The organism is Kitasatospora sp. NPDC043949 (assembly GCF_056435365.1).
In genome coordinates this window covers 1-26,875 of record NZ_JBWKEQ010000083.1, presented here as the reverse complement: position 1 = coordinate 26,875, position 26,875 = coordinate 1, and the positions used below count along the sequence as shown (strand labels likewise).

26 protein-coding genes and 1 pseudogene are annotated in these 26,875 nt (G+C 73.6%); 14 read left to right on the top strand and 13 right to left on the bottom strand.

Annotated elements, in window-relative coordinates; translation table 11 throughout:
• Positions 1-94 precede the first annotated feature (94 nt).
• Positions 95-937 (top strand): annotated as a pseudogene (locus tag AC07AL_RS36915) (NAD(P)-binding domain-containing protein); the annotation flags it as partial.
• A gap of 36 nt (positions 938-973) precedes the next feature.
• On the opposite strand, the gene paaE reads toward AC07AL_RS36915, so the two are convergent.
• The 8 genes from paaE to AC07AL_RS36875 form a co-directional block, all read right to left on the bottom strand.
• Positions 974-2,191 carry a 1,2-phenylacetyl-CoA epoxidase subunit PaaE gene (paaE, locus tag AC07AL_RS36910; RefSeq protein WP_478319486.1) on the bottom strand — a complete coding sequence of 406 codons (1,218 nt, stop codon included), beginning with the start codon at positions 2,189-2,191 and terminating at the stop codon, positions 974-976.
• Positions 2,192-2,758 carry a 1,2-phenylacetyl-CoA epoxidase subunit PaaD gene (gene paaD, locus AC07AL_RS36905; protein ID WP_400804844.1) on the bottom strand — a complete coding sequence of 189 codons (567 nt, stop codon included), beginning with the start codon at positions 2,756-2,758 and terminating at the stop codon, positions 2,192-2,194.
• Entirely contained in the window at positions 2,752-3,669 is a 918-nt protein-coding gene (gene paaC / locus AC07AL_RS36900; RefSeq protein WP_400804841.1) for a 1,2-phenylacetyl-CoA epoxidase subunit PaaC, read from the bottom strand. The genes paaD and paaC overlap by 7 nt, the downstream gene beginning before the upstream one ends.
• A 13-nt stretch (positions 3,670-3,682) precedes the next feature.
• Positions 3,683-3,976 (bottom strand): 1,2-phenylacetyl-CoA epoxidase subunit PaaB, encoded by a 294-nt coding sequence (paaB, locus tag AC07AL_RS36895; protein WP_030056311.1) that lies wholly within the window; start codon positions 3,974-3,976, stop codon positions 3,683-3,685.
• Positions 3,973-5,094 carry a 1,2-phenylacetyl-CoA epoxidase subunit PaaA gene (gene paaA / locus AC07AL_RS36890; RefSeq protein ID WP_400804835.1) on the bottom strand — a complete coding sequence of 374 codons (1,122 nt, stop codon included), beginning with the start codon at positions 5,092-5,094 and terminating at the stop codon, positions 3,973-3,975. The genes paaB and paaA overlap by 4 nt, the downstream gene beginning before the upstream one ends.
• A 240-nt stretch (positions 5,095-5,334) precedes the next feature.
• A complete protein-coding gene (locus tag AC07AL_RS36885) occupies positions 5,335-6,762 on the bottom strand; it encodes a M20/M25/M40 family metallo-hydrolase (RefSeq protein WP_478319485.1) in 1,428 nt (475 codons plus the stop codon).
• 734 nt (positions 6,763-7,496) lie between these two features.
• Complete coding sequence (locus AC07AL_RS36880; RefSeq protein ID WP_363579436.1) at positions 7,497-8,156, bottom strand: response regulator transcription factor; 660 nt, start codon at positions 8,154-8,156, stop codon at positions 7,497-7,499.
• On the bottom strand, positions 8,153-9,526 hold the full coding sequence (locus AC07AL_RS36875) for a sensor histidine kinase (protein ID WP_478319484.1): 1,374 nt from the start codon (positions 9,524-9,526) through the stop codon (positions 8,153-8,155). Before AC07AL_RS36875 ends, AC07AL_RS36880 begins: the two co-directional genes overlap by 4 nt.
• Before the next feature lie 186 nt (positions 9,527-9,712).
• Between AC07AL_RS36875 and AC07AL_RS36870 the strand changes: the two genes are divergently transcribed.
• The 4 genes from AC07AL_RS36870 (at position 9,713) to AC07AL_RS36855 (ending at position 13,449) form a co-directional block, all read left to right on the top strand.
• A complete protein-coding gene (locus tag AC07AL_RS36870; protein WP_363579440.1) occupies positions 9,713-10,555 on the top strand; it encodes a class I SAM-dependent methyltransferase in 843 nt (280 codons plus the stop codon).
• A gap of 139 nt (positions 10,556-10,694) precedes the next feature.
• Positions 10,695-11,708 carry an aldo/keto reductase gene (locus tag AC07AL_RS36865; protein ID WP_478319483.1) on the top strand — a complete coding sequence of 338 codons (1,014 nt, stop codon included), beginning with the start codon at positions 10,695-10,697 and terminating at the stop codon, positions 11,706-11,708.
• A gap of 75 nt (positions 11,709-11,783) precedes the next feature.
• Positions 11,784-12,371, top strand: coding sequence for a TetR/AcrR family transcriptional regulator (locus AC07AL_RS36860; RefSeq protein WP_478319482.1), 588 nt, complete (start codon positions 11,784-11,786; stop codon positions 12,369-12,371).
• A 139-nt stretch (positions 12,372-12,510) separates the two neighbouring features.
• Positions 12,511-13,449 carry an ADP-ribosylglycohydrolase family protein gene (locus AC07AL_RS36855; RefSeq protein WP_478319481.1) on the top strand — a complete coding sequence of 313 codons (939 nt, stop codon included), beginning with the start codon at positions 12,511-12,513 and terminating at the stop codon, positions 13,447-13,449.
• Positions 13,450-13,536: 87 nt separating this feature from the next.
• On the opposite strand, the gene AC07AL_RS36850 is transcribed toward AC07AL_RS36855, so the two are convergent.
• The gene (locus tag AC07AL_RS36850) at positions 13,537-13,803 is read right to left on the bottom strand and encodes a GlsB/YeaQ/YmgE family stress response membrane protein (protein WP_350875097.1); all 267 of its coding nucleotides are present in this window, start codon (positions 13,801-13,803) and stop codon (positions 13,537-13,539) included.
• Positions 13,804-13,981: 178 nt separating this feature from the next.
• Here AC07AL_RS36850 and AC07AL_RS36845 point away from each other — a divergent pair, with 178 nt between their 5' ends.
• Positions 13,982-15,226 (top strand): glycosyltransferase, encoded by a 1,245-nt coding sequence (locus AC07AL_RS36845; protein WP_363627594.1) that lies wholly within the window; start codon positions 13,982-13,984, stop codon positions 15,224-15,226.
• Between the two features lie 121 nt (positions 15,227-15,347).
• Here the strand turns inward: AC07AL_RS36845 and AC07AL_RS36840 are convergent, their stop codons facing one another.
• The 4 genes from AC07AL_RS36840 to AC07AL_RS36825 all read right to left on the bottom strand — a co-directional run bounded on the left by AC07AL_RS36840 (position 15,348) and on the right by AC07AL_RS36825 (position 20,315).
• Positions 15,348-16,895 carry an NCS1 family nucleobase:cation symporter-1 gene (locus tag AC07AL_RS36840; RefSeq protein ID WP_363579450.1) on the bottom strand — a complete coding sequence of 516 codons (1,548 nt, stop codon included), beginning with the start codon at positions 16,893-16,895 and terminating at the stop codon, positions 15,348-15,350.
• A gap of 27 nt (positions 16,896-16,922) precedes the next feature.
• Complete coding sequence (locus tag AC07AL_RS36835; protein WP_363616574.1) at positions 16,923-17,954, bottom strand: TIGR03842 family LLM class F420-dependent oxidoreductase; 1,032 nt, start codon at positions 17,952-17,954, stop codon at positions 16,923-16,925.
• 76 nt (positions 17,955-18,030) lie between these two features.
• On the bottom strand, positions 18,031-19,461 hold the full coding sequence (hydA, locus tag AC07AL_RS36830; RefSeq protein ID WP_400984249.1) for a dihydropyrimidinase: 1,431 nt from the start codon (positions 19,459-19,461) through the stop codon (positions 18,031-18,033).
• A gap of 11 nt (positions 19,462-19,472) precedes the next feature.
• Positions 19,473-20,315 (bottom strand): nitrilase-related carbon-nitrogen hydrolase, encoded by an 843-nt coding sequence (locus AC07AL_RS36825; RefSeq protein WP_478319480.1) that lies wholly within the window; start codon positions 20,313-20,315, stop codon positions 19,473-19,475.
• Between the two features lie 469 nt (positions 20,316-20,784).
• On the opposite strand from AC07AL_RS36825, the gene AC07AL_RS36820 reads away from it, so the two are divergent.
• The 8 genes from AC07AL_RS36820 to AC07AL_RS36785 all read left to right on the top strand — a co-directional run bounded on the left by AC07AL_RS36820 (position 20,785) and on the right by AC07AL_RS36785 (position 26,735).
• Complete coding sequence (locus AC07AL_RS36820) at positions 20,785-20,862, top strand: putative leader peptide (RefSeq protein ID WP_106981192.1); 78 nt, start codon at positions 20,785-20,787, stop codon at positions 20,860-20,862.
• Positions 20,863-21,056: 194 nt separating this feature from the next.
• Positions 21,057-21,641: a cysteine dioxygenase gene (locus AC07AL_RS36815; protein WP_400984245.1), complete on the top strand. Its 585-nt coding sequence runs from the start codon at positions 21,057-21,059 to the stop codon at positions 21,639-21,641.
• Positions 21,635-22,021 carry a rhodanese-like domain-containing protein gene (locus AC07AL_RS36810; protein WP_363579460.1) on the top strand — a complete coding sequence of 129 codons (387 nt, stop codon included), beginning with the start codon at positions 21,635-21,637 and terminating at the stop codon, positions 22,019-22,021. The genes AC07AL_RS36815 and AC07AL_RS36810 overlap by 7 nt, the downstream gene beginning before the upstream one ends.
• Before the next feature lie 398 nt (positions 22,022-22,419).
• Complete coding sequence (locus AC07AL_RS36805; protein ID WP_363579461.1) at positions 22,420-23,586, top strand: ABC transporter ATP-binding protein; 1,167 nt, start codon at positions 22,420-22,422, stop codon at positions 23,584-23,586.
• Entirely contained in the window at positions 23,576-24,244 is a 669-nt protein-coding gene (locus tag AC07AL_RS36800) for an ABC transporter permease (protein WP_363579463.1), read from the top strand. The genes AC07AL_RS36805 and AC07AL_RS36800 overlap by 11 nt, the downstream gene beginning before the upstream one ends.
• Positions 24,241-24,918: an ABC transporter permease gene (locus AC07AL_RS36795; protein WP_363579465.1), complete on the top strand. Its 678-nt coding sequence runs from the start codon at positions 24,241-24,243 to the stop codon at positions 24,916-24,918. Before AC07AL_RS36800 ends, AC07AL_RS36795 begins: the two co-directional genes overlap by 4 nt.
• A gap of 38 nt (positions 24,919-24,956) precedes the next feature.
• Positions 24,957-25,916, top strand: a complete 960-nt coding sequence (locus AC07AL_RS36790) for an ABC transporter substrate-binding protein (protein WP_478319479.1) — start codon at positions 24,957-24,959, stop codon at positions 25,914-25,916.
• 210 nt (positions 25,917-26,126) lie between these two features.
• Positions 26,127-26,735 (top strand): hypothetical protein, encoded by a 609-nt coding sequence (locus tag AC07AL_RS36785; protein WP_400804799.1) that lies wholly within the window; start codon positions 26,127-26,129, stop codon positions 26,733-26,735.
• Positions 26,736-26,875: the final 140 nt, after the last annotated feature.

Genomic DNA, 26,875 nt, shown 5'->3' with positions numbered 1-26,875 from the left:
AACGCTCGGCTGGGAAACCCCAGCCGAGCGCCTGCATAAACTCATCGCGGCCTGATCAAACCGACCACGTGTTGCAACGACCCCTAGAAACCGCCAGGTCGTGCCGGGGTACTTCGCGGCGTACGAGGCCCGGCACGCGCTCCCGGTCGTACGCCCCGTCGCCGTTCGCGCGGTGCGCGCCGAGTCGGACCGCCCGGACTCCCGGCTGCTGGTCGAGACCGACCACGGCACCTGGTCCACGCGGGCGCTGATCAACGCCACCGGCACCTGGACCCGCCCGTTCCTGCCCCACTACCCGGGCCACTTCGCCGGTCGCCAACTGCACTACGCCGACTACCGCGGCCCCGGGGAGTTCGCCGGCCGGCGCGTCCTGGTGGTGGGCGGGGGCGCTTCGGCGATCCAGGTGCTGTCCGAGGTGGCTGCGGTCGGCGAGACGGTCTGGGTCACCCAGACCCCGCCCGTCTACCACGAGGGGCCGTTCACCCCCGAGTACGGACGCGCGGTGGTCGCCAAGGTCGAGGAACGGGTCCGGCAGGGCCTGCCGGTGCGCAGCGTGGTGAGCGTCACCGGGCTCGGCCCGTCCGTCGCCTACCGGCGTGCCGAGGAACTGGGCGCCCTGCACCGCCGCCCGATGTTCGACCGGCTCACCGAGCACGGCGTCGCCTGGGGGGAGGAGGAGCTGGCGGTGGACGCGATCGTGTGGGCCACCGGCTTCCGCCCGGAGGTCGGCCACCTGGCCCCGCTCGGGCTGCGCTCCCCCGGCGGCGGCATCGCGCTCACCGGCACCCGTGCCACCGCCGACCCGCGCGTCCACCTGGTCGGCTACGGCCCGTCCGCCAGCACCATCGGCGCCAACCGGGCCGGTCGCGCCGCCGTCAGCGACCTCGTCCACCTGCTCGGCGACCCGGCCAGGCTGCCCGCCCCGGCCGTGGTCTGAAGCAGTCGGGAGGGGAAGGGCGGGGCGGTCGGCCGCTCAGCGGTCGTAGTCGACCGTCACCCGGTCGGTGATCGGGCGGGCCTGGCAGGTGAGGACGTAGCCGGCAGCCAGCTCCTTCTCCTCCAGCGCGAAGTTGCGGCGCATCTCGACCTCGCCCTCGGTGACCAGCGCACGGCAGGTGCCGCAGACCCCGCCCTTGCAGGCGAACGGCAGGTCGGGGCGGGAGCGCTGGGCACCGTCCAGGATCGAGCGGTCGCACGGCAGGGAGAGCGTGCTGCCGCGCCCGTCCAGGACGACGGTGACCTCGCTGTGCGGGCCGTCGGCCGCTCCCGCCGCGCCGTCCCGGTCCTCCGGTCGCTCGGACACCGGCTCGTCCTCGGCGTGGAACAGTTCCTGGTGCACGCGCTCGCCCGGCACGCCCAGCCCGGCGAGCAGTTCCTTCGCCCCCGCGACCATCCCGAACGGGCCGCACAGCCACCAGTGCCCGACGCTCCCGACATCCACCAGCGCCCCCAGCAGCGCCCCCACCCGCTCCGGGTCCAGCCGCCCGCTGAGCAGTTCGGCGTCGCGGGTCTCCCGGGACAGGACGTGGACCAGCTGGAAGCGGCCGAGGTAGCGGTCCTTCAGGTCGGCCAGCTCGTCCGCGAACATCACGGTGTCGCTGCGCCGGTTGCCGTACAGCAGGGTGACGGTGGAGCGGCGGTCGGCGGCCAGGACGGACGCGGCGATCGACAGCATCGGGGTGATGCCGGAACCGGCCGCGAGCAGCACGTGCTCGGCCGGAACGCCGAGGTCGGGGGTGAACAGGCCCGACGGCGTCAGCACGTCCACCTCCTCGCCCGGCCCCGCGTCCCGGACCAGCCACCGGGAGAACAGCCCGCCGGGCACCTCCCGGACGGCAATCCGCAGCGGCCCGTCGGCGGGGGCGCAGATCGAGTACGAGCGGCGCTCGTCGACGCCCTCCACCACCTTGCGCAGCGTCAGGGTCTGCCCCGGCCGGAATACGAAGTCCGCCGCGAGCCCGTCCGGCACCTCGAAGGTCACCGCCACGGCGTCGTCGCAGAGCCGCTCGACCCGCTCGATCCGCAGCCGGTGGAAGGTCGGGCGGCGGGCGGGGCGCAGCGTGGACACCGCGGCCTCAGCGGGAGTGTCGGCGTGCGCGGCGGCGGAGGCTTCGGTCTGGGATGCGTCGGCCTGGGACGCGGCGGGCTGGGAGGCGTCGGCCTGGGACGCGGCGGGCGAAGCGGCGGGCATTCAGATCTCCTTGACGCGTTCGAACGGCTCCCGGCAGGCGCGGCAGCGCCAGAGCGCCTTGCAGGCGGTGGAACCGAAGCGGGACAGCTCCTCCGTGTCCGCACCGCCGCAGCGCGGGCAGGGCACGGGGGCGGCTGCGGAAGCGAAAGCGGCAGCGGAGGTGCCGGCCGGAGCGGCGGTGCGGGTGGGACCGAGCGCGAGCGGGACCGGGCCGGCCACGCCGGCGGCGGAGGTCGGACGCGGCGGGGCGATACCCGCCTCGACGAGTTTGCGGCGGCCCTCGGCGGTGATCAGATCGGTCGACCACGGCGGATCCAGCCGCAGCCGGACCCGGACGTCCCGGTACCCGGCCGCGCGCAGCCGGCGGTCCACGTCGGCGGCCATCTCGGCCACGGCGGGGCAACCCGAGTAGGTCGGGGTCAGCCAGGCGGTCACCGCGCCGTCGTCCACCGCCACCTCGGCCAGCACGCCCAGATCGGCCAGGGTCAGCATGGGCAGCTCCGGGTCCGGCACGACCGCCGCGACCTCCCAGGCCGTCCCGCGCTCCGTCAGCGCCGCGCTCACCACGTCGCCCCCGGGTGCGCGCGGGCCAGCACCTGGAATTCGGCGAGCAGCGGGCCGAGCGCCTCGGTGTGCACGCCGTCCCGGCCGGCCCGGCCGAGCACGGTGGCCAGCGGCCGCACGTCCGGTACGGTCAGCCCGGCCTCGGCGAGAACGGCGCCGAGCGAGCGCAGCACCGGTTCGCGCAGCACCGCCGGATCGGCGCCCGTCCGCAGCTCCACCGGGTGGGCCGTGAACAGTTCCTCCAGCAGCGGCCAGAGCGCGTCCAGCCCGGCCTGCATCCGCGCCGAGGAGTACGGCGTGCCGTCACCGAGCCGAAGCGTCCAGGCGGTGGCGTACTCGCGGTGGTACGCCAGCTCCTTGACGCCCCGGGCGGCGACCGCCGCCAGCACCGGGTCCGGGTGCGCGCTCAGCGCCTCGTACAGGGCGCAGCGCGTGGTGGCGAACAGCAGCAGCCGGGCGATCGAGTGGGCGAAGTCGCCGTTCGGGGCCTCGACCAGCCGGACGTTGCGGAACTCGTGGTCCTCCCGCCAGTACGCCAGGTCGTCCTCGGTGCGGCCGGAGCCGTCCGCCTGGCCGGCCCGGGTGAGCAGCAGCCGGGCCTGGCCGAGCAGGTCGAGGCCCAGGTTGGCGAGCGCGACCTCCTCCTCCAGTTCGGGCGCCCGGGTGCACCACTCGATCAGGCGCTGGGAGAGGATCAGGGCGTCGTCTCCGAGCATCAGGCAGTAGGCGGCGAGGTCCGCGCCGTCCACTCCGGCGGGCACGGCGGTGTCCACGCCGAGCAGCGGGTCGGCGAAGCCCGTCCCGTACGCCCAGCGGCCCTCGCCCTCGGGGCCGGGCGTGGCTTCGGCGAGGCCGAGGTAGACGTGGTCGTCGGCGTCGACGTCAGCGCCGGCCTGCGTGCTGTGGTCCTGCATGGCGGTTCCCCCGTCAGATGTGCGGGACATCCTCGGGGATGTCGTAGAAGGTCGGGTGGCGGTAGACCTTGTCCCCGCTGGGCTCGAAGAACGGGTCGCGCTCGTCCGGGGTGGAGGCGGTGATCGCGTCCGAGCGGACCACCCAGAGGCTGACGCCCTCGTTGCGGCGGGTGTAGAGGTCGCGGGCGGCGAGCAGGGCCATCCGGTCGTCGGCCGCGTGCAGCGAACCGACGTGGACGTGGTTCAGCCCGCGTCGGGGGCGCACGAACACCTCGTACAGCGGCCAGCCGGCCTTGGACTCGGTCACTTTCCGTTCTCCTGTTCCGTGGGCTCGCCCGTACGCCCGGGCTGCCCGGCTTCGACGGGCGGTTCGGATCCGGTGGGCTGCCCGGGTTCGGCGGACTGTTCGGCGCGGCGCTTGGCCGCGTAGGCGACGGCCGCCTCACGGACCCAGGCACCGTCCTCGTGCGCCGTCCGGCGGCGTTCGACCCGCTGGGCGTTGCACGGGCCCTGGCCGTGGATGACCCTGGTCAGCTCGGACCAGTCCGGCTCGCCGAAGTCCCAGCCGCCGCGCTCCTCGTTCCGGCGCAGCTCGGGATCCGGGAGCGTGACGCCCAGGTGTTCGGCCTGCGGGACGGTCATGTCGACGAAGCGCTGGCGCAGCTCGTCGTTGGTGTGCCGCTTGATTCGCCAGGCCATCGAGCGGGCGGTGTTCGGCGAGTCGGCGTCTGGGGGCCCGAACATCATCAGAGACGGCCACCACCAGCGGTCCACCGCGTCCTGGACCATCCGGCGCTGCGCCTCGGTGCCGCGCATCAGTGTCAGCAGCAGCTCGTAGCCCTGCCGCTGGTGGAACGACTCCTCCTTGCAGATCCGCACCATCGCGCGGGCGTACGGGCCGTAGCTGCAGCGGCACAGCGGGACCTGGTTGCAGATCGCGGCGCCGTCGACCAGCCAGCCGATCACACCGACGTCGGCGAAGGTGAGGGTCGGGTAGTTGAAGATCGAGGAGTACTTCTGCCGGCCGGAGATCAGCTTCTCGGTCAGCTCGGCGCGGTCGACACCCAGGGTCTCGGCGGCGGCGTAGAGGTAGAGGCCGTGGCCGGCCTCGTCCTGGGCCTTGGCGAGCAGGATCGCCTTGCGGCGCAGCGAGGGGGCGCGGGTGAGCCAGTTGCCCTCGGGCTGCATGCCGATGATCTCGGAGTGGGCGTGCTGGGCGATCTGGCGGACCAGCGTGGCCCGGTAGGCGTCGGGCATCCAGTCCCTGGGCTCGATCCGCTGCTCGGCGGCGACGACCGCCTCGAACCGGTCCTCCAGCGCCTGCGCGGGGACCGCCTCGGCCACCTCTGCTGTCACCACGATCACCTCTCGTGTCCCGCGCCGGCGCCCGCGGCGCCAACCGACTGACCGTTCGGTCGGTACCATTCTGCGCGGCGAGGTGGAGGGATGGCAAGGGACGCGGGTGAGGGGCGGGGTTTCGGGCGGCGGACAGTCGTCGACGGGCGGGCTGCGGCGAGCGGGCGGGCAACAAACAGATAACAGCTAACAGATTTCATTATCTGTTAGCTGTAATCTGTCAGCTGTTACTTGTCATCCGTCTTCTGTTCTCTGTTCCCTGCTCCCTGTTCGCCGACAGCCCCCGGCCCCCGGCCGCCGGCAGCCCGCTCAACCCTCCGTGCGGTCGCGCAGCCTCGGCAGCGGTACGGCGAGGAGCGCGGCCAGCAGGGCGATCCGGGGTGCCAGCTGGTCGAGCCGGATGTGCTCGTGCCGGGCGTGAGCACCGGCACCGACCGCGCCGAAGCCGTCCAGCGTCGGCAGCCCGCGCGAGCCCGGCAGATTGGTGTCCCCCGCGCCGCCCGCCGGACCGCCGTCCAGCTGCTGACCGAGCACCGCGGCGAGTGAACGAACGTGCCGCAGCAGCGGGTTGCCGGTGCGCTCGGGCCACGCCGGACGGCTGGACAGCACCTCGGTCCGGACCCTGGCCCCCGGGCGCAGCGCGGTGAGCCGAGCCAGGTTGTCGAGCGTACGGCGCTGCGCCTCGACGGTGGAGAACCGCAGGCCGAGCTCGGCCTCGGCCCGGCCCGCGACCACGTTGGCCCGCGAACCCCCGCTGATCCGACCGGCGTTGAGCTCCGTCCCCGGCTGTCCCGCGAGGCCGCGGACGACGACGAGCTGGTCGACGAGTTCGTCGACCGCCGACACCCCGTCGTGGGCGTCGTTGCCCGCGTGGGCCTCACGCCCGGTGACGGTGAGCCGGACCCGAGTGCTGCCGCGCCGGGCCGTCTTCAACCGGCCGTCGGGGTGCGGAGGTTCGAGCCCGAGGACCGCGGCCGCACCGCGCAACTGGCGCTCGACCAGGCGCCGTCCGTCCGGACTGCCGACCTCCTCGTCGGAGACGACGACCAGCCGGACGGCGCGGTGCGGCCGCTGCCCGAGGTCGGCGAGCAGGGCGAACGCGCCTTCCAGGATGGCGAGTCCGCCCTTCATGTCGACGACGCCGGGGCCGCTGAGCAGACCGTCCTGCTCGGTGACCGGCCAGTCGGCGAGGGTGCCGACCGGCCAGACGGTGTCGTGGTGGCCGACGATCAACAGGTGCGGCAGGGTCTCGTCCTGCCCCTCCCACTCCAGGACCAGGTGGTCACCGGCCGGCCCGGGCTCGCGCCGCGCGGTGGCACCGGTGGCGCTGAACCCGGCGCTCAACTCCTCGGCGAGAGCGTCGAGTCGGGGCACGTCTCCGCTGGGCGACTCGATCCGGGCCAGGTCCGTGCACCGGCGCCGGACGGCCCCGGCCAGCGTACGGGCGCGGGTGCTGAGGGCCTGCGGCAGGCCGGGGAGTGCGGCGGTCGCAGCAGCGGTGGCCGAGGCTGTGACGGTGACCGTGACCGTGGCCGTGGCCGTGGCCGTGGCCGTGGCCGTGGCCGTGGCCGTGGCATGAGCGGTCGCGGTAGCAGTAGCGGTGAGGGCCTCACCGTCAGCAGCGGCCGGGAGGTCGACGGGGGCGCGGTCCGAGGCAGGGGCGGGCGCGGGGGCGGAGTCACCGTCGGGGGCGGCGGCACTCGGCGCGGCGGGCGACCCGACGATCTGGGGACTCAACGTTCGCCTCCGCGGCCGCTGCCGGTATTCAGCGGCCGGACCGGCCGGCCACCCCAACCCGGCTGCCAGGCCCGGCCGGACCGCGCCGATCGACCGGGATGGTGCCCGGCCCTTCGGAACGGACCGTCTGGCCCAAGTGCGGTGGAACGGCTGGGCGGCGTGCTTGGCATTGCGTCCTCCTCGCTCGATCCGGTGGCCCCGGTCCGCCCGGGGCCCCGTGGACGGCGGCTTCCTGACGGCGGGCGCAACGGGCCGGACCGCCGCAGGGAAGCCGAGATGTGAGCCTAGAAGAACCGTTCGGCTTCCTGCGAGGTGGCCCTGCTCCCAGCGTGCCGGGACCGGGCCCTCAGCCTCGGACACCCGTCGGAGAACAGCGGCGGGCGCGCGGCGCGCGGGCCTGGATCGGCGCGCGGGCGCGGTCGCCGGATCGCGCCCATCTCCACCATGGACCCGCCGCCCGGGTTCGGCAGCGCAAACCGCCAAGGCGCGGGATTTCCACGCCGGATGGGTGACAACGGCTCAGCGCGCGGTACGAACCGGGAGCACGCGACCGGCTCAGGGGGAGCCCGGTCCGACGCCCCGGGAACACTCGCGTGAACACCGGACGACATGACACCCCACCCACCACCGCGCGCGCACCACCGGGCGTCGCGCATCGGCAGGACCAGCGACCACACGAGCCACGACGGCACCGCACCACCGCACCGCACCGCCCCACAGCGCCCGGTACCGGCTCAGGCGCCGTCCCCGACCAGCCCGGAATCGCGCGCGAGCAGCGCGGCCTGGACCCGGTTGCCGACGCCCAACCCGGTCAGGATCCGGCTGACGTGCGCCTTCACGGTGCTCTCGCGCATCCCGAGGACGCCCGCGATCTCCGCGTTGGAGAGCCCGTCGGCGAGTTCGCGCAGCACGTCGGTCTCGCGCGGGGTCAGCCCGGCGACCCGGTTGCGGGCGGCGACCGACCGGGGCGCACCGGTGCGGTGGTAGCGGTCGATCAGTCGCCGCGCGGCCGCAGGGTGCAGCATCCCCTGACCGCCGGCGACGACGTGGACGGCCCGGGCGATCTCGGCGGGCGGGGTGTCCTTGAGCAGGAAGCCGTCGGCCCCGGCGGCGAGCGCCTGGTACACGTACTCGTCGAGGTCGAAGGTGGTGAGCGCGATCACGCGCGGGGCGTCGGGCAGTTCGCGCAGGCGCCTGGTGGCGGCGATGCCGTCGAGCCTGGGCATCCGGATGTCCATGAGCGCCACGTCGATCCGCTGGCTGCGGGCGAGTTCGACGGCCTGCAGTCCGTCGGTGGCCTCGGCGACCACGGTGAGGGCCGGGTCCTGGGCGAGCAGGTCGACGAGGCCGAGCCGCACCAGCGCGTCGTCGTCGACCACCATCGTGCGGATCATTCGGCGTCCTTCGGCTGCGGGGTCGGGGAGGGGGCAAGGGCCGGGGAAGGCCCGGATCCGGGGTCGTGTCCCGGTTCTGGGCCCGGTCCTGGGACGGGCCCTGGCACGGGTCCTGGCACGGTCCGCGGCGGGCGCTCCGGTGCGGGCAGGCGGGCTGCGAGCCGGAAGCCGCCACCACCGTCCGGTCCCGCGTCGAGGTAGCCGCCGAGCGCGTCGACCCGTTCGGCGAGCCCCACCAGACCGTACCCGCCGCCGGTGCCCGGCCCGTTCGGCGACGCCTCCCCCGGACCGTTGCGGACCTCGACGGTGGTTGCCGGGGCGCCGAAGCGGACCCGGACGGTGACGGGCGCGGCGTGCGCGTACTTGCGGGCGTTGGTCAGCGCCTCCTGGACCAGGCGGTGCACGGCCAGCCGGTGGGTGGTGGGGACGGTCTCCGGGTCGCCGGAGAGGGCCAGTTCGACCTCTTGCCCGGCCGAAGTGGCCTCACCGACGAGTTCGGTGAGGTCGCGCAGCGCGGGCGCCGGGACGCACGCCGGGACGGGCACCGGGACGCGCGCCACCCGGGGCGGTGCGGCCGGCACCTCCTCGGCGGCCGGTGCTGTCGGCGGGTCGGCCCGCAGGGCGCCGAGGACGTCACGCAGGTCGTCGAGCGAGTGGGCGGCGGTGGTGCGCAGCAGTTCGAGGCGGTGGGTGAGCCGGTCCGGGTCGGCGGCGACGGTACCGGCGAGGGCCTGGTCGCGCAGCACCCCGGCGTGCAGCACCAGCAGGCTGAGACGGTGGGCGAGCACGTCGTGCATCTCCCGGGCGATCCGGGCCCGTTCGGCGGCCTGGGCCCGTTCGGCGCGCAACTCGCGCTCCCGGCGCAGCGCGTCCACCTGCTCGTGCAGGGTGCGGATCAGCACCCTGCGGCCGTGCAGCCACAGGCCGAAGGACAAGGTCGCCGCCTGAACGAGGAGTTGGGATCCGGTGGTGCCCGCCCAGCCGACCAGCGAATCGGCTCGGGTCGCGCCCACCATCGCGATGAGGGCGCCGCCGGCCGCCGCCGGGCCGGTCCGGCCGAGGGAGGCGAGGTAGTAGACGCTGAACAGCCCGGGAAAGGCGCGGTTGAACAGGCCGCCGGTGAGCACCGGCAGGACGGCGGAGGCCATCGGGTAGCGGCGGGCGAACAGCAGGGAGAGCGAGGCGAGGACGGCCACGACGGTCCGGGGCAGCCGAAACGGCTCATCGGCGTGGACCCACTGGGAGAGGCCCTCCTCGGCGGTGAGCGCGAGGATGCCGAGCAGCAGCAGGGTTTCGCTCCACAGCCGGCGGCCCGGGCCGTACCAGCCCAACAGGCCTGCGCGCATCGGGCCGCTCCCGTCCTCGCGCATCGGGCTCCCTCCGCGCTCGCTCCGTCCGTCCGTCGCCTGTCCGTCCGACCGTCCGGCTCGATGTTACGGGCGGGCGGCGGGCGGGTGCCCCCTTCTCCCGGGTACCCGCACCCTCGACTTTCGTCGGGGGTACGCGTCGCTCGTCGGCCGATTCGGGGTGCGGCGGGGCTGCCTAGCGTCGAAGGCATGACCACCGAACAGCTCCGCCCGCGCCCCGACTTCCTCACCCCGCAGCGCAGTTCACGGTCCGCCGGGGACCACCTGCTGTTCCTCGCCGAGGCCCTGCGCACCTTCCACGACACCGGAGCGCTGGCCCCGAGCGGTGAGGACCTCGTGAACGCCCTGGTGGTTCCGGCCACCAGCCGCCCGAATCGGCCGATCTCGGTGCTGGAAGTCGGCGCCGGGACGGGCGTGGTGACCCGCCGGCTGGCCCAAGTACTGCTCCCGGGTGACCGGCTGCACGTCGTCGAGGCGAACCCGCGCTTCGCCGACCGGCTGCGCGAGGACCCGGTGCTGGCCGCACGACGCCCGGGTGTCGCCCTGCGGCTGTCGGCCTGCCGGGTGGAGGAACTGCCCCAGGACCAGACGAACGTGACGGGCCGAGCCGGCGAGACGGACGAGCGGTACGACGTGATCGTGTCGGGCCTGCCGTTCACCAACTTCGAGCCGGCCCAGGTACGCCACCTCCTCGACCTCTACCTGCGGCTGCTTCTGCCCGGGGGCGAGCTGACGTACTTCGGCTACCTCGGCACGACGACGGCCCGCACCCTGTCCTCGGGGCCCCGGCAGAGCGCCCGCCACCGGGCAGTGGTGCGACTGCTGCGGCGGTTCGAGGCGGCGTACGGGCTGGGTGAGCGCACGGTGTGGCGCAACCTGCCGCCGGCCCGCGCCTACCTGCTGCGGTCACTGGGCGGGCGGGAGGACTGGGGTCCGGCCTCGCCGCCAGAGCCCCCGGCCGGCGAGGCCGCGGCCGGCGAGGCACTCGCGTACGAGAACCGCAGCCGGGCGGCCGATCGAGTCGGCGGGTGACAGATAACAGGTGACAGCTTTCAGATAACAGATAACAGATAACAGACGACAGCGAACAGATTTTGAAATCTGTTCGCTTTCGTGCCATAGTGGACCCCGGGTCACCCCACCCATCGCCGCACCCACCCCTGGAGTCCCCGTGGCCACGACCTCCCGCCCCACACAACGCACCCTCGGCACCTCCGGACCGGTCACCTCCGCCCTCGGCCTCGGCTGCATGGGCATGTCCGACCTGTACGGCCCGGCCGACGAGGCCGAGAGCATCGCCACCATCCACGCCGCGATCGACGCCGGGGTCACCCTGCTCGACACCGGCGACTTCTACGGCATGGGCCACAACGAGCTGCTGATCCACGAGGCCCTGCGCGGCCGCGCCCGCGAGAGCGTGCAGATCAGCGTGAAGTTCGGCGCCCAGCGCGGCCCGGACGGCCAGTGGCTCGGCTACGACGCGAGCCCCGCCGCCACCAAGACCGCGCTCGCCTACACGCTGCGCCGACTGCGCACCGACCACATCGACGTCTACCGCCCCGCCCGCCTGGACCCGAACGTCCCGGTCGAGGAGACCGTCGGCGCCATCGCGGACCTGGTGAAGGCCGGCTACGTCCGTCACATCGGCCTGTCGGAGGTCGGCGCCGACACCCTGCGCCGCGCCGCCGCCGTCCACCCGATCAGCGACCTGCAGATCGAGTACTCGCTGATCTCCCGCTCGATCGAGGACGCCATCCTCCCCACCGCCCGCGAGCTCGGCATCGGCATCACCGCCTACGGCGTGCTCTCGCGCGGCCTGCTCAGCGGCCACTGGGACCAGGGCCGCGCCCTGGCCGGCACCGACTTCCGTGGCCACAGTCCGCGCTTCCAGGGCGACAACCTGGCCCACAACCTCGCGCTCGTCGAGGCACTGCGCGCGGTGGCCTCCGCGAAGGAGGCGAGCGTCGCCCAGGTCGCCATCGCCTGGGTCGCCTCGCGCGGGGAGGACGTCGTTCCGCTGGTCGGCGCCCGCCGCCGCGACCGCCTCACCGAGGCGCTGGGCGCGCTGGACGTCACGCTCACCGCGGCCGACCTCGCGGCCATCGAGGCGGCCGTCCCCGCCGGCTCCGCAGCGGGCGACCGCTACGCTGCCGCCCAGATGGAGCACCTGGACAGCGAGCACTGACCCACCGGAACCGGCCCGACGGCCGGGGACGGCAGCACCACCCTCGACCGCACGACCCTAAGGACGGACCTCCCCGTGACCACGGACACCACACTCACCGCCGAGCAGATCCTGATCGCGGCGGAGGACGTCCTCCGGCGGTTCGGCCCGGCCAAGGCCACCGTCGTGGACGTCGCCCGGATCCTCGGCGTCAGCCACAGCAGCGTCTACCGCCACTTCCCGAGCAAGGCCGCGCTGCGCGAGGCGGTCACCCAGCGCTGGCTCGACCAGGCGCACCACCAGCTCGCCTTCATCTCGACCGAGGCCGGCTCGGCCGTCGAGCTGCTGCACCGCTGGCTGGTGACGCTGTTCGCGGCCAAGCGGAAGAAGGCGCTGGACGACCCGGAGCTGTTCGCCACCTACATGGTGCTGGTCGAGGAGAACAGCGGCATCGTCGAGGCGCACATCGACACCCTGGTCACCCAGATCGCCCAGATCGTCCAGGACGGCATGGAGAGCAAGGAGTTCAAGCTCGCCCACATCCTCTCCACGGCCCGCGCCGTCTTCGACGCCACCGGCCCCTTCCACGACCCGGCGTACGCGTCCTCGTGGTCCGAGCCGACCATCGAGGACCGTTTCGAGGCCCTCTGGAAGCTCATCCTCGGCGGCCTGCTCACCAAGTGACGCCCCTCCGAAGCCCCGGGCGCCCCTGAACCCGGACACCGACGGCCGGGCTCGCCGGCACCGGAGCGAAACCCGGTCGCCGACGGGCCCGGCCGTCCGGCAGACTGCCGCGCACGGTTGATCTCACTTGGAGGACGACATGCGTCCGGCCCGTCCGACCCCTCCGGCCCGTCCGACCCTGGACAGTCTGCAGGGGCTCGCCCTCGGCGACGCCTTCGGCGACCGCTGGTTCTCGGCCCCGCTCGACGAGGCGCCCGCCGCGCTGGCCGCCCGCCGGCTCCGCCCGGCGCCCTGGCACTGGACCGACGACACCGCGATGGCGCTGGTCCTCGTCCGCCACCTGGCCTCCTGGGGCGAGGTCCGACAGGATGCGCTGGCCGGCGAGTTCGCCGAGGAGTACGCCCGCGAGTACGGGCGCAAGTACGGCCCGTCGATGCACCGGGTACTGCGTGAGATCGGCGCCGGCGGGGACTGGCGCGCCATCACCTCGCTTCAGTTCGAGGGTCAGGGCTCGTACGGGAACGGCGCCGCGATGCGGGTCGCCCCACTGGGCGCCTGGTTCGCGGACGACCTGGACGCCGTCGCCCGGCAGGCCGAACTCCAGGCACTCACCACGCACTTCCACCCGGAGGCGGTCGCGGGCGCGGTGGCAGTCGCCCTCGCCACGGCACTCGCTGTCCGCAGCCGGGGCCAAAACCCGCCCGGCCGTGCCGAGTTGCTGGCAGAGGTGGCCGGGCGTCTGCCGGACGGCGAAGTGCGCTCCGGTCTACGGATCGCCGCCCGGCTGCCCGGACACACGAGCGTCCGGCAGGCCGCCAACGTACTCGGCTCCGGGTTCATGATCTCCGCCCCGGACACCGTCCCGTTCGCCCTCTGGTCCGCCGCCGGGCACCTGGACTCACTGCCCGAGGTCATCTGGCACACCCTGGAGGGCTGGGGCGACATGGACACCACCTGCGCGATCGCCGCCGGGGCGGTAGCCGCTCGCACCGGCCTCGCCGAGGTGCCGACCGCCTGGCTGGCCGCCCGCGAGGACCTGCCGGAGTGGGTCGCGGAGGCGTCGGCACCGACGCGCTGAGCCGAGCCGGCCGCCCCGTGGGCCTGGCCGGCTCGGCTGTGCGACGCCGTGTCCGCGTCGGCGCGGGGCCGGTTCCCGGCGCTCGGGCTAGCGTCGGGAGCTGCCGAACACCAGCCGGTAGATGATCAGCAGCACCAGGGCCCCGCCGATCGCCGACACCCAGGTCGCCATGTCGAAGAAGTGCGCCGTCACCGACCTGTGCAGGAAGTGCGAGGCGATCCAACCGCCCACGAAGGAGCCGGCGATACCGATCAGGGTTGTCACGATCAGGCCGCCCGGGTCCTTCCCCGGCAGCAGCAGCTTGGCCAGTGCCCCCGCCAGCAGGCCAAGCACGATCCACGCGACGATGCTCATCTGTCCCTCCCGTCCACGGCGCGGCGGCCCCGTTCCGCCGCTCTGCCAGGAAGGACGCCGCCCACCACCGCCCGGTTCCGGCGCCGCGGGAGCACCGGCCCGAACCGGCCACCCCGGACCGGGCCGCTCCGGGCACGGCACCTTTCCGGCGGGGCGCCCGCGCCGGGATACTGCGGCCATGCGCATCCTGATCGCCACCGCCGGATCCCGGGGCGACGTGGCCCCGTTCACCGGGCTCGGCGCCCGCCTCCAGGCGGCCGGCCATCAGGTGGCCGTCGCAACCCACGCCACCTTCGCCGCCTCGGTGCGGACCGCAGGGCTGGAGTTCCGCCCGCTGCCGGTCGACCCGCGCGCCGAACTCGCCTCCGCCGAGGGGCGGCGCCTGCTCCAGGCCGGCACCGGACCTCGCGCCGTCCTGCAACTTCTACAGCTGGGGCGGAAGTTCATGCCGGAGCTCGCCGACGGCATCGCCGACGCCACGGCACTCGGCACCGACCTGCTGCTCACCACCAGCACCACCAGCCCGCTCGGCCAGGTCGCCGCCGAGGCTGCGGGCATTCCCAGCATCGGCCTACACCTCCAACCCCTCTCCCCCACCAGGGAGTTCGCGCCCGCTGTCACCGGTGCCCGCTCACTCGGCCGCCCGGGCAACCTGCTCGCGGGGCACGCCGTCCAGGTCGCGACCGACCAGCTCTTCGCCCCCGCCGTACGCGGGCTGCGGCGCCGCCTCGGCCTACCGCCGCTCGGCGCCGCCCACGCCAGGCGCAAGTACCCCGTCCTGCACGGGTTTTCGCCCGCCGTGGTCCCGCGGCCCGCCGACTGGCGCCCGGGGCTGGACGTGGCCGGTTACTGGTGGCCGGTACGGGATCCGGACTGGCACCCCCCGGCCCGACTGCTCGACTTCCTCGCCGCCGGACCGCCGCCGGTCTTCGTCGGCTTCGGCAGCCTGGTCGTCCCCGACCCCGGCCGGCTCACCGCGACGGTGGTCGCCGCGGTCCGCGCCGCCCGGGTCCGGGCCGTCCTGCAGTCGGGCTGGAGCGACCTCGGAGCCGGCGAGGCGGAGGACGTCCTGACCATCGGCGACGCCCCGCACGACTGGCTGTTCCCCCGCATGGCCGCCGTGATCCACCACGCCGGCGCCGGCACGACCGCCGCCACCCTGCGCTGCGGCACGCCGGCCGTACCGGTACCCGCACAGCTCGACGCCCCGTTCTGGTCCGACCGGCTCACCCGCCTCGGCGTCTCCCCCGGGCCGGTACCGCTGCACGCCCTCACCGCCGCACGCCTCGCCGCCGCCATCCGCCAGGCCCTCGACGACCCCCGCTACCGCGACCAGGCCCGGGCGGCGGCCGCCACGCTCGCGGCCGAGGACGGTGCGGCGAAGGTGCTGGCGGCCGTCGACCGGGCAGCGACTGGCGAATGACAGCGGGCAACCGGCAATGAACAAGTAGCAGCGAACAGATAACAGATTTCGAAATCTGTTATCTGTTCGCTGTCATCCGTCCGCTGTTATCTGTTCGCTGTTATCCGTCCGCTGTCACTTGTCAGCCGTCCGCCGCCGTCCGCCCGTGGCGCCCGCCCACCCGCCGGGCACCCGGGACAGCGCCCAGCACGAGGTACAGCACCGAGGCCGACCCGAAGCCGACCGCCCAGCCGTAGTCGGCCAGCGGCTTGAACACGGGCAGCAGCCCGTCCGCCGGGAACGGCCCGCCGTACGAGCCGCCGATCGCCAGGACGCCCCCGACCAACAGCGCCGTCACCGCCCGCCAGTTCCACCCGCCCGCGTACCAGTACGCCCCGCCCGGCTGGTACAGCTCGGCGAGTTGCAGCCGGGTGCCACGCAGCACCCAGTAGTCGGCGATCAGGACCCCGGCCACCGTCCCGAGCAGGCCGCCGACCACACCCAGCCAGGTGAAGATGTACACGTGCGGGTCGGAGATCAGCCTCCACGGGAAGATCGCGATCCCGACGACGCCGGTGATCAGCGCCCCGGTACGGAAGTCGACCAGCCGGGGCAGCAGGTTGGCGAGGTCGTAGGCCGGCGAGACGACGTTGGCGGCGATGTTCACCGACAGCGTCGCGATCAGGACGGTCAGCAGCGCGAACAGGATGCCGACCGGGTTCTCCATCTTCGCGGCGAGTTCGATCGGATCCCACACCGGTGCGCCGTAGACGGCCTGCGAGCCGGAGGTGACGAGGACGGACAGCAGCGCGAAGAGCGTCATCGTGGTCGGCAGGCCGAGCGCCTGCCCGCGGATCTGGGCGCGCTGGCTGCCCCCGAAGCGGGTGAAGTCGGGGATGTTGAGCGACAGGGTCGACCAGAACCCGATCATGCCCATCAGCGCGGGGAAGAAGACCTTCCAGAACCCGCCGCCCCAGCCCAGTTCGGACGGCTGGTCGAGCAACGGACCGAACCCGCCCGCCTTCACGGTGATCCATGCCAGCAGCGCCAGCGCGCCGACGATCACGAACGGCGCGGCCCAGTTCTCGAACCGCCGGAGGGTCTCCATCCCACGGGCGATGATGGCCATCTCGATCAGCCAGAACAGCAGGAACGACACCCACTGCGTCCATGGATAGCCGCCGAACTCCGCTGCCGTGCGCCAGGATTCTCCCAGCAGCTTGCCGGCCAGCAGGAAGATCCCCTCGCCGCCGATCCAGCTCTGGATGCCGAACCAGGCGCAGGCCACCGCCGCCCGGATGAGCGCGGGCAGGTTGGCGCCGCGCAGTCCGAACGCGGCCCGGGCGAACACCGGGAACGGAATGCCGTACTTCGTCCCGGCGTGCCCGGTGAGCAGCATCGGCACGAGCACCACGAGGTTGGCGAGCGCGATGGTCAGCACGGCCTGCTTCCAGTCCATGCCGAGCGCGACGAGCCCCGAGGCGAGCGTCCAGGACGGGATGTTGTGGGCCATGCCGACCCAGAGCGCCAGGAAGTTGTAGGTGGTCCAGGTGCGCCGTGCCACCGGGACCGGCCGCAGGTCGTCGTTGGTGAAGCCGTTGGACGGCAACTCTCCTGCGGCCGGTTCGAGTTCGACCCGGCCGTCGGAGTGATGCCGCTGCCCGCCGCCGCTGGTCGCGGTGTCGGCCATGGTCAACTCCCCTCCGCGTGAATGGCGTTACGTCTGGGGTTGGCGGGACAGGTGCGGGATGACGTCGGTCCCGTAGGCGTCGATGGTGGCCTCGACGGCGTCGTGCATGGCGTAGACGGCGAACTGGTCGACGCCGAGGGAGCGGAGGTGCTCCAGGCGGGCGAGTTGGGCCTGCGGCGGGCCGATGAGGCAGAAGCGGTCGACGATCTCGTCCGGCACGAAGGCGGTGTCGGGGTTCCCGGCCCGGCCGTGGTGGCTGTAGTCGTAGCCCTGGCGGCCCTTGATGTAGTCGGTGAGGGCCTCCGGGACGAGCTCGGAGTGTGCGCCGTAGTGGCTGACCAGGTCGGCCACGTGGTTGCCGACCATCCCGCCGAACCAGCGGCACTGCTCCCGGGCGTGGGCGAGCGCGGCGGGCGAGTCGTCGGCGGTCACGTAGGCGGGGGCGGCGACGCAGATGGTGACGGCGTCCGGGTCCCGGCCGGCCTCGGCCGCTGCGGACCGCACCGCCTTGACCATGTACTCGGTGAGGTACGGGTCGGCCAGCTGGAGGATGAATCCGTCGGCCTGACGACCGGTCAGTGCGAGCGCCTTCGGCCCGTACGCGCCCATCCAGATGGGGAGTTGGGCGCCTGGGCCGACCCACGGAAGGTGCATCTCGGTGCCGTCCACCTCGACCGTCCGCCCCTCGGCCAGCTCCTTGATGGCGTGCATGGCCTGGGAGAGCCGGGCGAGGGTGGCGGGGTGGCGTCCGGCGACCCGCATGGCGGAGTCGCCGCGGCCGATGCCGCAGACGGTGCGGTTGCCGTACATGTCGTTGAGCGTGGCGAACAGGGAGGCGGTGACCTCCCAGGTCCGGGTGGAGGGGTTGGTGACCATCGGTCCGACGGTCAACCTCCGCGTCTCGGCGAGGATCCGGCTGTAGATGACGAACGGCTCCTGCCACAGGACGCAGGAGTCGAAGGTCCAGCCGTGGCTGAACCCGGCCTGTTCGGCGCGGATCATCCGGTCGATGAGCAGGCGGGCGGGCGGGTCGGTCTGCAGGACGAGGCCGATGTCCATGGGTGGCTCCGGGGAGGGTGGTTCCGCCGCCCGGGCGGTCGTGCGCACAGGCCCGGGCGGCGGCGCGGGAGAGTGGTCAGGTCAGGTACTGGCAGGTGTCGCGGCGCAGGAACGTGCCGTGGCCGGCCCGGCCGAGCCAGGTTTCGCCGTCCAGCACGACGGTGCCGCGCGAGAGCACGGTGCGGGCGCGGCCGGTGAGTTGGCGGCCCTCGTACGCCGAGTAGTCGACGTTCATGTGGTGCGTGGCGGCGGAGACGGTCTGCACGGCGGTGGGGTCGTAGACGACGAGGTCGGCGTCGGCGCCGGGCGCGATGGTGCCCTTGCGCGGGTGCAGCCCGAACATCCGGGCGGGCGTGGTGCAGGCGATCTCGATCCAGCGCCGACGGGTGATGTGCCCGTCCACGACGGCCTGGTGGAGCAGGTCCATCCGGTTCTCCACGCCGGGCAGGCCGTTGGGGATCTTCGAGAAGTCGCCGCGGCCGAGTTCCTTCTGCCCGGTGAAGCAGAACGGGCAGTGGTCGGTGGAGACCACCTGGAGGTCGTTGGCGCGCAGTCCGCGCCAGAGCGTCTCCTGGTGCTCGCGCGGCCGAAGCGGCGTGCTGCACACGTACTTGGCGCCCTCGAAGCCGTCGGCACCGGTCTCGGCGAGGTTGTCGGTGGAGAGGAACAGGTACTGCGGGCAGGTCTCGCCGAAGACGTTGAGCCCGGCGTCGCGGGCCTGGACGAGCTCGGCGAGGGCGGCGGCCGCGGAGACGTGGACGACGTAGAGCGGGCTGCCGGCGACCTGGGCGAGCTTGATGGCCCGGTGGGTGGCCTCGGCCTCCAGGAGTTCGCGGCGGACCTCGCCGTGGTAGCGGGGTGCGGTGTGCCCGGCGGCGAGGGCCTGTTCGACCAGGACGTCGATGGCGATGCCGTTCTCGGCGTGCATCATGATCAGCCCGCCGTTGACCGCGCCGCGCTGCATGGCACGCAGGATGCGGCCGTCGTCGCTGTAGAAGACGCCGGGGTAGGCCATGAAGAGCTTGAAGGAGGTGGACTCGCCGGAGTCGACGAGGGCGTCCATCTCCTTGAGGACGCCCTCGTTGACGTCGGAGACGATGGTGTGGAAGGCGTAGTCGACGGCGCAGTTGCCGTCGGCCTTGGCGTGCCAGGTGTCCAGGCCCTCGCGCAGCGAGCCGCCGACGGACTGCACGGCGAAGTCGACGATGGTGGTGGTGCCACCCCAGGCGGCGGCCCGGGTGCCGGTCTCGAAGGTGTCGGAGGCCGAGGTGCCGCCGAAGGGCAGTTCCATGTGGGTGTGGGCGTCGACGCCGCCCGGGATGACGTAGTGGCCGGTGGCGTCGATGACGGTGTCGGCGCTCCAGGCCTCGGCGGTGGAGCTGCCGGTGGTGGCGAGGGCGGCGATGCGTTCGCCCTCGATGAGGACGTCGGCGTGGAGTTCGTCGGCGGCGGTGATGACGAGGCCGCCGCGGACGATGGTGCGCTGGTGCGGGTCGCGGGTGGTCATCGCGCTGCTCCTCAGGCCTCGGCGAGCGGTCCGTAGGCGTCGGGGCGGCGGTCCCGGTAGAACGCCCACTGCTGGCGGACCTGTTCGATCAGGCCGAGGTCGAGGTCGCGGACGACGAGCTCCTCCTCCTTGTCGGAGGCGACGTCGCCGACGAACTGGCCGCGCGGGTCGACGAAGTAGGAGGTCCCGTAGAAGTCGTTGTCGCCGTACTCCTCGGTGCCGACGCGGTTGATGGCGGCGACGAAGTACTCGTTGGCGACGGCGGCGGCGGGCTGTTCCAGCTGCCAGAGGTAGGCGGAGAGGCCTCGGCTGGTGGCGGAGGGGTTGTAGACGATCTGCGCTCCGGCCAGGCCCAGGGCGCGCCAGCCCTCGGGGAAGTGGCGGTCGTAGCAGATGTAGACGCCGACCTTGCCGACGGCGGTGTCGAAGACGGGCCAGCCGAGGTTGCCGGGCTTGAAGTAGTACTTCTCCCAGAAGCCCTTGACCTGCGGGATGTGGTGCTTGCGGTACTTGCCGAGGTAGCTGCCGTCGGCGTCGATGACGGCGGCGGTGTTGTAGTAGACCCCGGCCTGTTCCTCCTCGTAGACCGGGACGACGATCACCAGGCCGAGTTCACGGGCGAGGTCCTGCATCCGGCGGACGGTGAGGCCGTCGGGGACGGCTTCGGCCCAGCGGTAGTGCTCGGCTTCCTGGACCTGACAGAAGTACGGGGCGTTGAAGACCTCCTGGAAACCGATGATCTTCGCGCCCTGGGCGGCGGCCTCGCGGGCGTACCGCTCGTGAAGGGCGATCATGCTCTCCTGGTCGCCGGTCCAGCGGGTCTGGACGAGCGCGGCACGGACGATCTGCGACATGGATACCTCCGCAACTCCGCCGCCCGGCCATGGGGTCGGGCCTGCGGTCTGAGGGTTGACGGGGCGGGCGGGTCTCGTCTGCGGACCGCCGGGGATCCGCAGGGGTCTACGTGCGTAGAAAGCGGTCTGTAGACCGTAGGCCGGGCCTCGGTGGCCTGACAATACGTTGGCGGTAACGCATCTGGGGCGATCTCGTGACGCGGACACGCAGAGGGTCCTGGATGGGATGAAACGATCATTTACCCCGCGAGTGGGGTCCTTACGCATGCGAGTGCCGTTCGGCGGTTCCGGTCCAGAACGGCTCGACGGCCGGTCGGCCGCTCGGCCGGGGTGGATTAGCGCGGCGCAGCCGAAGGCGGCCGGCCGAGGGGTAACGGGCAGCCGGCGGCGAGCCGACCGGCGGCGGAGCCGGGCGATCCGGCCCCATCCGGCTTGACTTCGTCCGGTTGGCTCGGGAAGGATCCGGCGCATGGACACCGGCACCACTCTGGTCTGCCGCCTGCACGTCGATCTGCGACGCCAGGCGAGTTCCATCTGTGCCTGTTGACCTTGGCTCTCCGCGCTGCCCCCGCCCTGTGACGTCCGCCAGGGCCCGCGCCGCACACCCGCACCCAGCGTTCTGATTCCCGCCCCGCCCGGCGCATCCGCGCGTGCCGTGCCGCTCCGTCGGCCCGTGCCCTCGCCCGCCGCCGGACCAGGGCGCACCCCGCCGACGTTCCCGCTGCACCCGAGGACGCCCCCATGAGCCTGAACCTCGCCCCCGACGAACCCGCTGCCGCCCAAGCCCCGACCCCGGCACCGGCACCGGCCAGAACAGCCAAGGCCAAGGCCACGGCCACGGCCACCGCCACCGCCACCGCGGAGACCCGCGCGCCGCTCACCCCGAGCGCCCTGCGCACCGTCGTCCGCGAACTGGCCGAACAGCCCGACCAGTGGATCCACCTCGTCCGGCTCTCCACCGAGGAGCGCTGGTATCGGCGGCTGGTGGCCGACGACGACCACGAGGTGTGGCTGATCAGCTGGCTGCCCGGCCAGTCCACCGGCTTCCACGACCACGGCGGCTCGCGCGGCGCGTTCACCGTCGCCCTCGGCGAGCTGGAGGAGCTGTCCCTCGGCGGGCCGGAGCAGGGCCTGCTGATCCGCCGGGTCCCGGCCGGCACCGCCCGCGCCTTCGGCCCCGAGTACGTGCACGACGTGCGCAACACCGCGTCCGGCCCGGCCGTGACCCTGCACGCCTACTCGCCCCCGCTGGGCTCGATGGCGCACTACGACCTGCGGGCCGGCGGGCTCGTCCGTACCTCGGAGGAAGGACCGGAGCAATGGTGACCACGATCGACGACCTGGTGGAGCGGGCCCGCGAGGGCGTCCACCGTCCGCGCGCCCGAGAGGCGTACCAGTCGCAGCTGGACGGCGCGCTGCTGGTGGACATCCGTCCGGCGGCGCAGCGGGCGGCGGAGGGGGAGATCCCCGGCTCGCTGATCATCGAGCGCAACGTCCTGGAGTGGCGGCTGGACCCGACGGGCAGTCACCGGATCCCCGAGGCGTCGGATTACGACGTCGAGGTGATCGTGGTCTGCTCGGAGGGGTACGCCTCCAGCCTGGCGGCGGCCTCGCTGCGCGAGCTGGGGCTGCACCGGGCGACCGATCTGGACGGCGGCTTCGTCGGCTGGGCGGCCTCCGGGCTGCCGACGCGCCGGGGCGGCTGAGAGTCTGGAGGGCCGGGGCGCTCGGCGGCTGACGGGCTGATCGTCCGGGGCCCGAGCCCTCGACCCGCCGTCAGGGTGTCCGTGTCCCACCCCTCTGACCTGCCGGAACGTCGGGCGTCCGGTCGGCCCCGGCCGTCCGGAGGCGGGGTCCGGGCCCCGTGCCGGGTGGTAAGTGAGAGACAGGAGATGATGCAGGTCATAGTCTGATCAGAGTTTCCGCCGGTCCGAAGCTGGGCAGCCACGCGGGCGGAAGAACGCCCGGGCGGTCGATCCGACAGACGCCGTCACGGCAGCGGCCGGTACGGCCCACGCCGTCGCCGCTTGTCGACGAACCGCCATCAACCGTACGACCGAAACAGGCGCCGCCTCCCCGGGGCGCCCTGACGAGGAAACTCCCCGTGATCAGATTCGAGGGCGCCGGCAAGCGCCACCCCGACGGCACCATCGCCGTCGAGGGCCTGGACCTGGACGTCCCGACCGGTCGGATAACCGTCCTGGTCGGACCGTCCGGGTGTGGCAAGACCACCCTGCTGCGCATGGTCAACCGGATGGTCGAGCCGACCTCGGGCCGGGTGCTGCTGGACGACACGGACGTCGCCGAACTGGAGCCCGCCAAGCTGCGCCGTGGCATCGGCTACGTGATCCAGCAGGCCGGCCTGTTCCCGCACCGCAAGGTGATCGACAACGTCGCCACCGTGCCCTACCTGCTCGGCTGGGACCGCAAGAAGGCCCGCGCCCGGGCCGCCGAACTGCTCGAACTGGTCGGGCTCGCTCCCGAGACCGGCAAGCGGTACCCGTTCCAGCTGTCCGGCGGCCAGCAGCAACGGGTGGGCGTGGCCCGCGCCCTCGCGGCCGACCCGCCGGTGCTGCTGATGGACGAGCCGTTCAGCGCCGTCGACCCGGTGGTGCGCGCCGGGCTCCAGGAGGAACTGCTGCGGCTCCAGTCCGAGCTGCACAAGACGGTGCTGTTCGTCACCCACGACATCGAGGAGGCCGTCCGGCTCGGCGACCAGGTGGTGGTCCTGCGCGAACACGGCCGGATCGCCCAGCTCGCCGACCCGCACACCCTGCTCACCACCCCCGCGGACGACGGCGTGGCCGCCTTCCTCGGCCGCGACCGGGGCCTGCGCGGCCTCGCCCTGCGCCCCGCGACCACCGTCGCCGTCCGCCCAGTGGCCGACGGGCTGCGCTACGGCGGCTGGGAACTGGCGCTGGACGACGAGCGCCGCCCGATCGGCTGGATCGACCGCGACGCCGCCACCGCCGAGCTGCACCCGGTCTCCGGCTACCGGCCGGACGCCGACACCCTGCGCACCGCGCTGGACGCCGCCGTCCTCTCCCCCGCCGGGGCCGCCGTGGCCCTGGACGCCGACGGCCGGGCCACCGGCACCGCGAGCCGCGAGGCCGTCCTCGCCGCACTGTCCACCCCTGTGGCCGCCGCGGCGGCCGACGCAGCGGGCACGGCGGGCGGTGCGGGAGCCGGTGGCCCTGTGGACGCGGCGGGCGGTGCGGCAGCCGGCGCGGCGGCCGGTGACCTCACGGACGGGGCGGCCGGTGGACGGTGAACCGATCGTCCGCTGGTACTGGATCGGCGACCACCTCGGCTACCTCGGCGACCTGCTCGCCGACCACGCCGTGATCTCCCTGCTTCCGGTGCTCATCGGCCTGCTGCTGGCCGTCCCGCTGGGCCTGGCCTGCACCCGCTTCCCCCGGCTGTACCAACCGCTGTCCGCCGTCTTCAACATCGTCTACGCGCTGCCCTCGCTGGCCGTGTTCGTGGTGCTCATCCCCTACACCGGCCTCGCCACCCAGGCCACCGTGATGATCCCGCTCACCTTCTACGCGCTCGCCGTGCTGCTGCCGACCACCGTGGACGGCCTGCGCGCCGTCCCGGACCCGGTCCGGCAGGCCGCCACCGCGATGGGGTACGGGCCGTGGCACCGGCTGACCTCCGTCGAGCTGCCCGCCGCCGTGCCGTACCTGATCGCCGGGCTGCGGGTCGCGGCGGTGTCCAGCATCTCGCTGGCCAGCGTCGGCGCGCTGATCGGGCGCGGCGGGCTCGGCTACCTGTTCATCGACGGCTTCCAGCGCACGTTCCCGACCCCGATCGTGGCCGGCATCGCGCTGATCGCCGCCCTCGCGCTGGCCGTCGACCTGCTGCTGGTGGGCGCCCGCCGGCTGCTCGCACCCTGGGCCGTCCGGGAGAAGGGAGCCGGTTCGTGAACTGGCTGAACTGGCTGGGCGACTTCTTCTCCGCCCCCGACCACCGCAGCGGCCCGGACTCGATCGTGCACCGGATCACCGAGCACCTGGTGCTCTCCGGCGAGGCCCTGCTGTTCGCAGCGCTGCTCGCCGTGCCGCTCGGGCTGCTGATCGGTTACACCGGGCGCGGCGTCACGCTCGTGACGGCCTTCGCCGGTGCCACCCGCGCCCTGCCGACGCTCGGCCTGGTGACGCTGGCAGTGCTGCTCGGCGGGGTCGGGGACACGGCCGTGCTGATCCCGCTGGTCGCGCTCGCCGCGCCACCGCTGCTGGTGGCCGCCGTCGAGGGGGTGCGCGGCACCGACCCGGACGTCCGGGACGCGGCGCGCGGCATCGGGCTGACCCACCCGCAGGTGCTGTGGCAGGTCTGCCTGCCATCCGGGGCGCCGACCCTGCTCGCGGGCTTTCGCACCGCGACCGTCCAGGTGATCGCGACCGCCACCGTGGCCGCGTACGTCGGGCTGGGCGGCCTCGGCCGCTACGTCATCGACGGACTGGCCACCCGCAAGTACGCCGTCACCGTCGGCGGCGCACTGCTGGTGGTGCTGCTCGCGGTCGGCGCCCAGCTGTTCTTCGCCCTGCTCGCCCGGTACGCGCTCCCGCCCGGGATGCGCGCCCAGCGCCGGGCCCGCTGAACCTCGTTCCCATCCTCTCCGGAAGGACATCTGTCACCATGTCGACAAACCACGGAAGCAGGCGCGCCGTCGTCCTCGGCACGCTCGCCGCACTCGCCCTCGGCGCCACCGCCTGCGGCTCCTCCGGCGGCGGCGACCCGCTCGGCGGCGGCTCCGCGGCGGGCTCCCCCGCCGCCTCGGGCGCCGGCGCCGGCTCGGGCGCCGGCGCCGGCTCGACGGTGGTCGTCGGCTCGGCGAACTTCCCGGAGAACGTGCTGCTCGGCTCGATCTACTCGCAGGCCCTCAAGGCCAAGGGCGTCAAGGTCGAGGAGAAGTTCAACATCGGCAGCCGCGAGGTGCTCTACGGGCAGCTCCAGAGCGGCAGCCTGAGCGTCCTGCCCGAGTACAACGGCTCGCTGCTCGCCTACCTGGACGCCAAGTCCACCGCCGCCACCACCGAGGAGGTGAACGCGGCGCTGGCCAAGACGCTGCCCGCCGCACTGGGGATCCTCGACTCCTCCCCCGCCGAGGACAAGGACTCGCTCAGCGTCACCCAGGAGAACGCCGACAAGTACGGCCTCAAGAGCATCGCCGACCTGGCCGCCAAGGCGGGCGAGTTCACGATAGGCGGTCCGCCGGAGTTCAAGTCCCGCCGCGAGCAGCAGCTCAAGGACGTCTACGGGCTGAACTTCAAGGAGTGGAAGCCCACCGGCGACGCCACCGCGAACGCGCTCAAGGACGGCACCATCCAGGTCGGCAACGTGTTCACCACCGACCCGAAGATCGTCCAGCTGAAGCTCGTCCCGCTGACCGACCCGAAGAACCTCTTCGGCGCGCAGAACGTCACCCCGCTGGTCAACAAGGCGAGCGTGAACCCCACCGCGACGGCGGCCCTCAACGCGGTGTCGGCCAAGCTCGACACGGCGGGGCTGACGGCGCTGATGAAGCGCGTCGCGATCGACAAGGACGACCCGTCGGCGGTGGCCAAGGACTGGCTGAAGGCCAACGGCCTCGGCTGACCACGCCTCGGCCGGCCCCTTGGCCGTGCCCGGTCGCGCCCCGGCCGTTCCTTGCTGGCGCCTCGCCCGCGCCCTGGCCGTGCCTTGCTGGCGCCTCGCCCGTGTCTTGCGAACGCGGCGAGTCGGCGGCCCGGGAGGTCCCCCTCCCGGGCCGTCCGCGCTCGCGGGAGGATCTTCCCTTCGACGCCGCGGACATGACAGTGTGACGCCATGCGCACTCGTCTCCTCGCCGCCACCCTCACGGCATTCGCCGCGGTGAGCCTCGCTGCCTGCTCCAGCTCCGGACCGGGCCCCCACCCGGCCACCGCCGCGGCCGGCTCCCCCACCACCCCGGCCGCCGCCTCGGCTCCCGCCCCCGGCACCGCCTCGACGCCGTCGGCGCCCGAGTCGCCCTCGGCCTCCGCGCCCGACCCGGCCGCCTCCCCCTCGGTGCCCGCGGCCCCCTCGGCGCCCGCGCCCGACAGCCCCTCGGCCCCCGCCCCGGACTCCGGTTCCTCCGGAGCCCCCGCCCCGGCCAAGCCCACGCCCCCCAGCGACGCCGGCCTGCCCGGAAAGCCGGGCACCGACCTGACCGGCAAGCTGGTCGCCGCGCTGGACGCGATAGACCCGGCAATCGTCGGCGGCAAGCCGGACCAGGCCGTGGACCGGGCCCGCAACCAGTGCCAGGCGCTGTTCCAGTTCCCCAAGGACAAGTCGAAGCTGGTCGAGCTGGCCAACCAGCGCTTCACCTCGCCCGACCACCCGCAGGGCTTCGGACCGGACACCGCCGCGAAGATCAACGACGCGCTGCGGACCACCCTCTGCCCGCCGCCGGCGTGACCCGGAGCGTCCACCCGAACCGCCCGGTGTCCTGAGCACCGGGCCGGGGGGGGGGGGGGGGGGGGGGGGGGGGGGGGGGGGGGGGGGGGGGGGGGGGGGGGGGGGGGGGGGGGGGGGGGGGGGGGGGGGTGGGGGGGGGG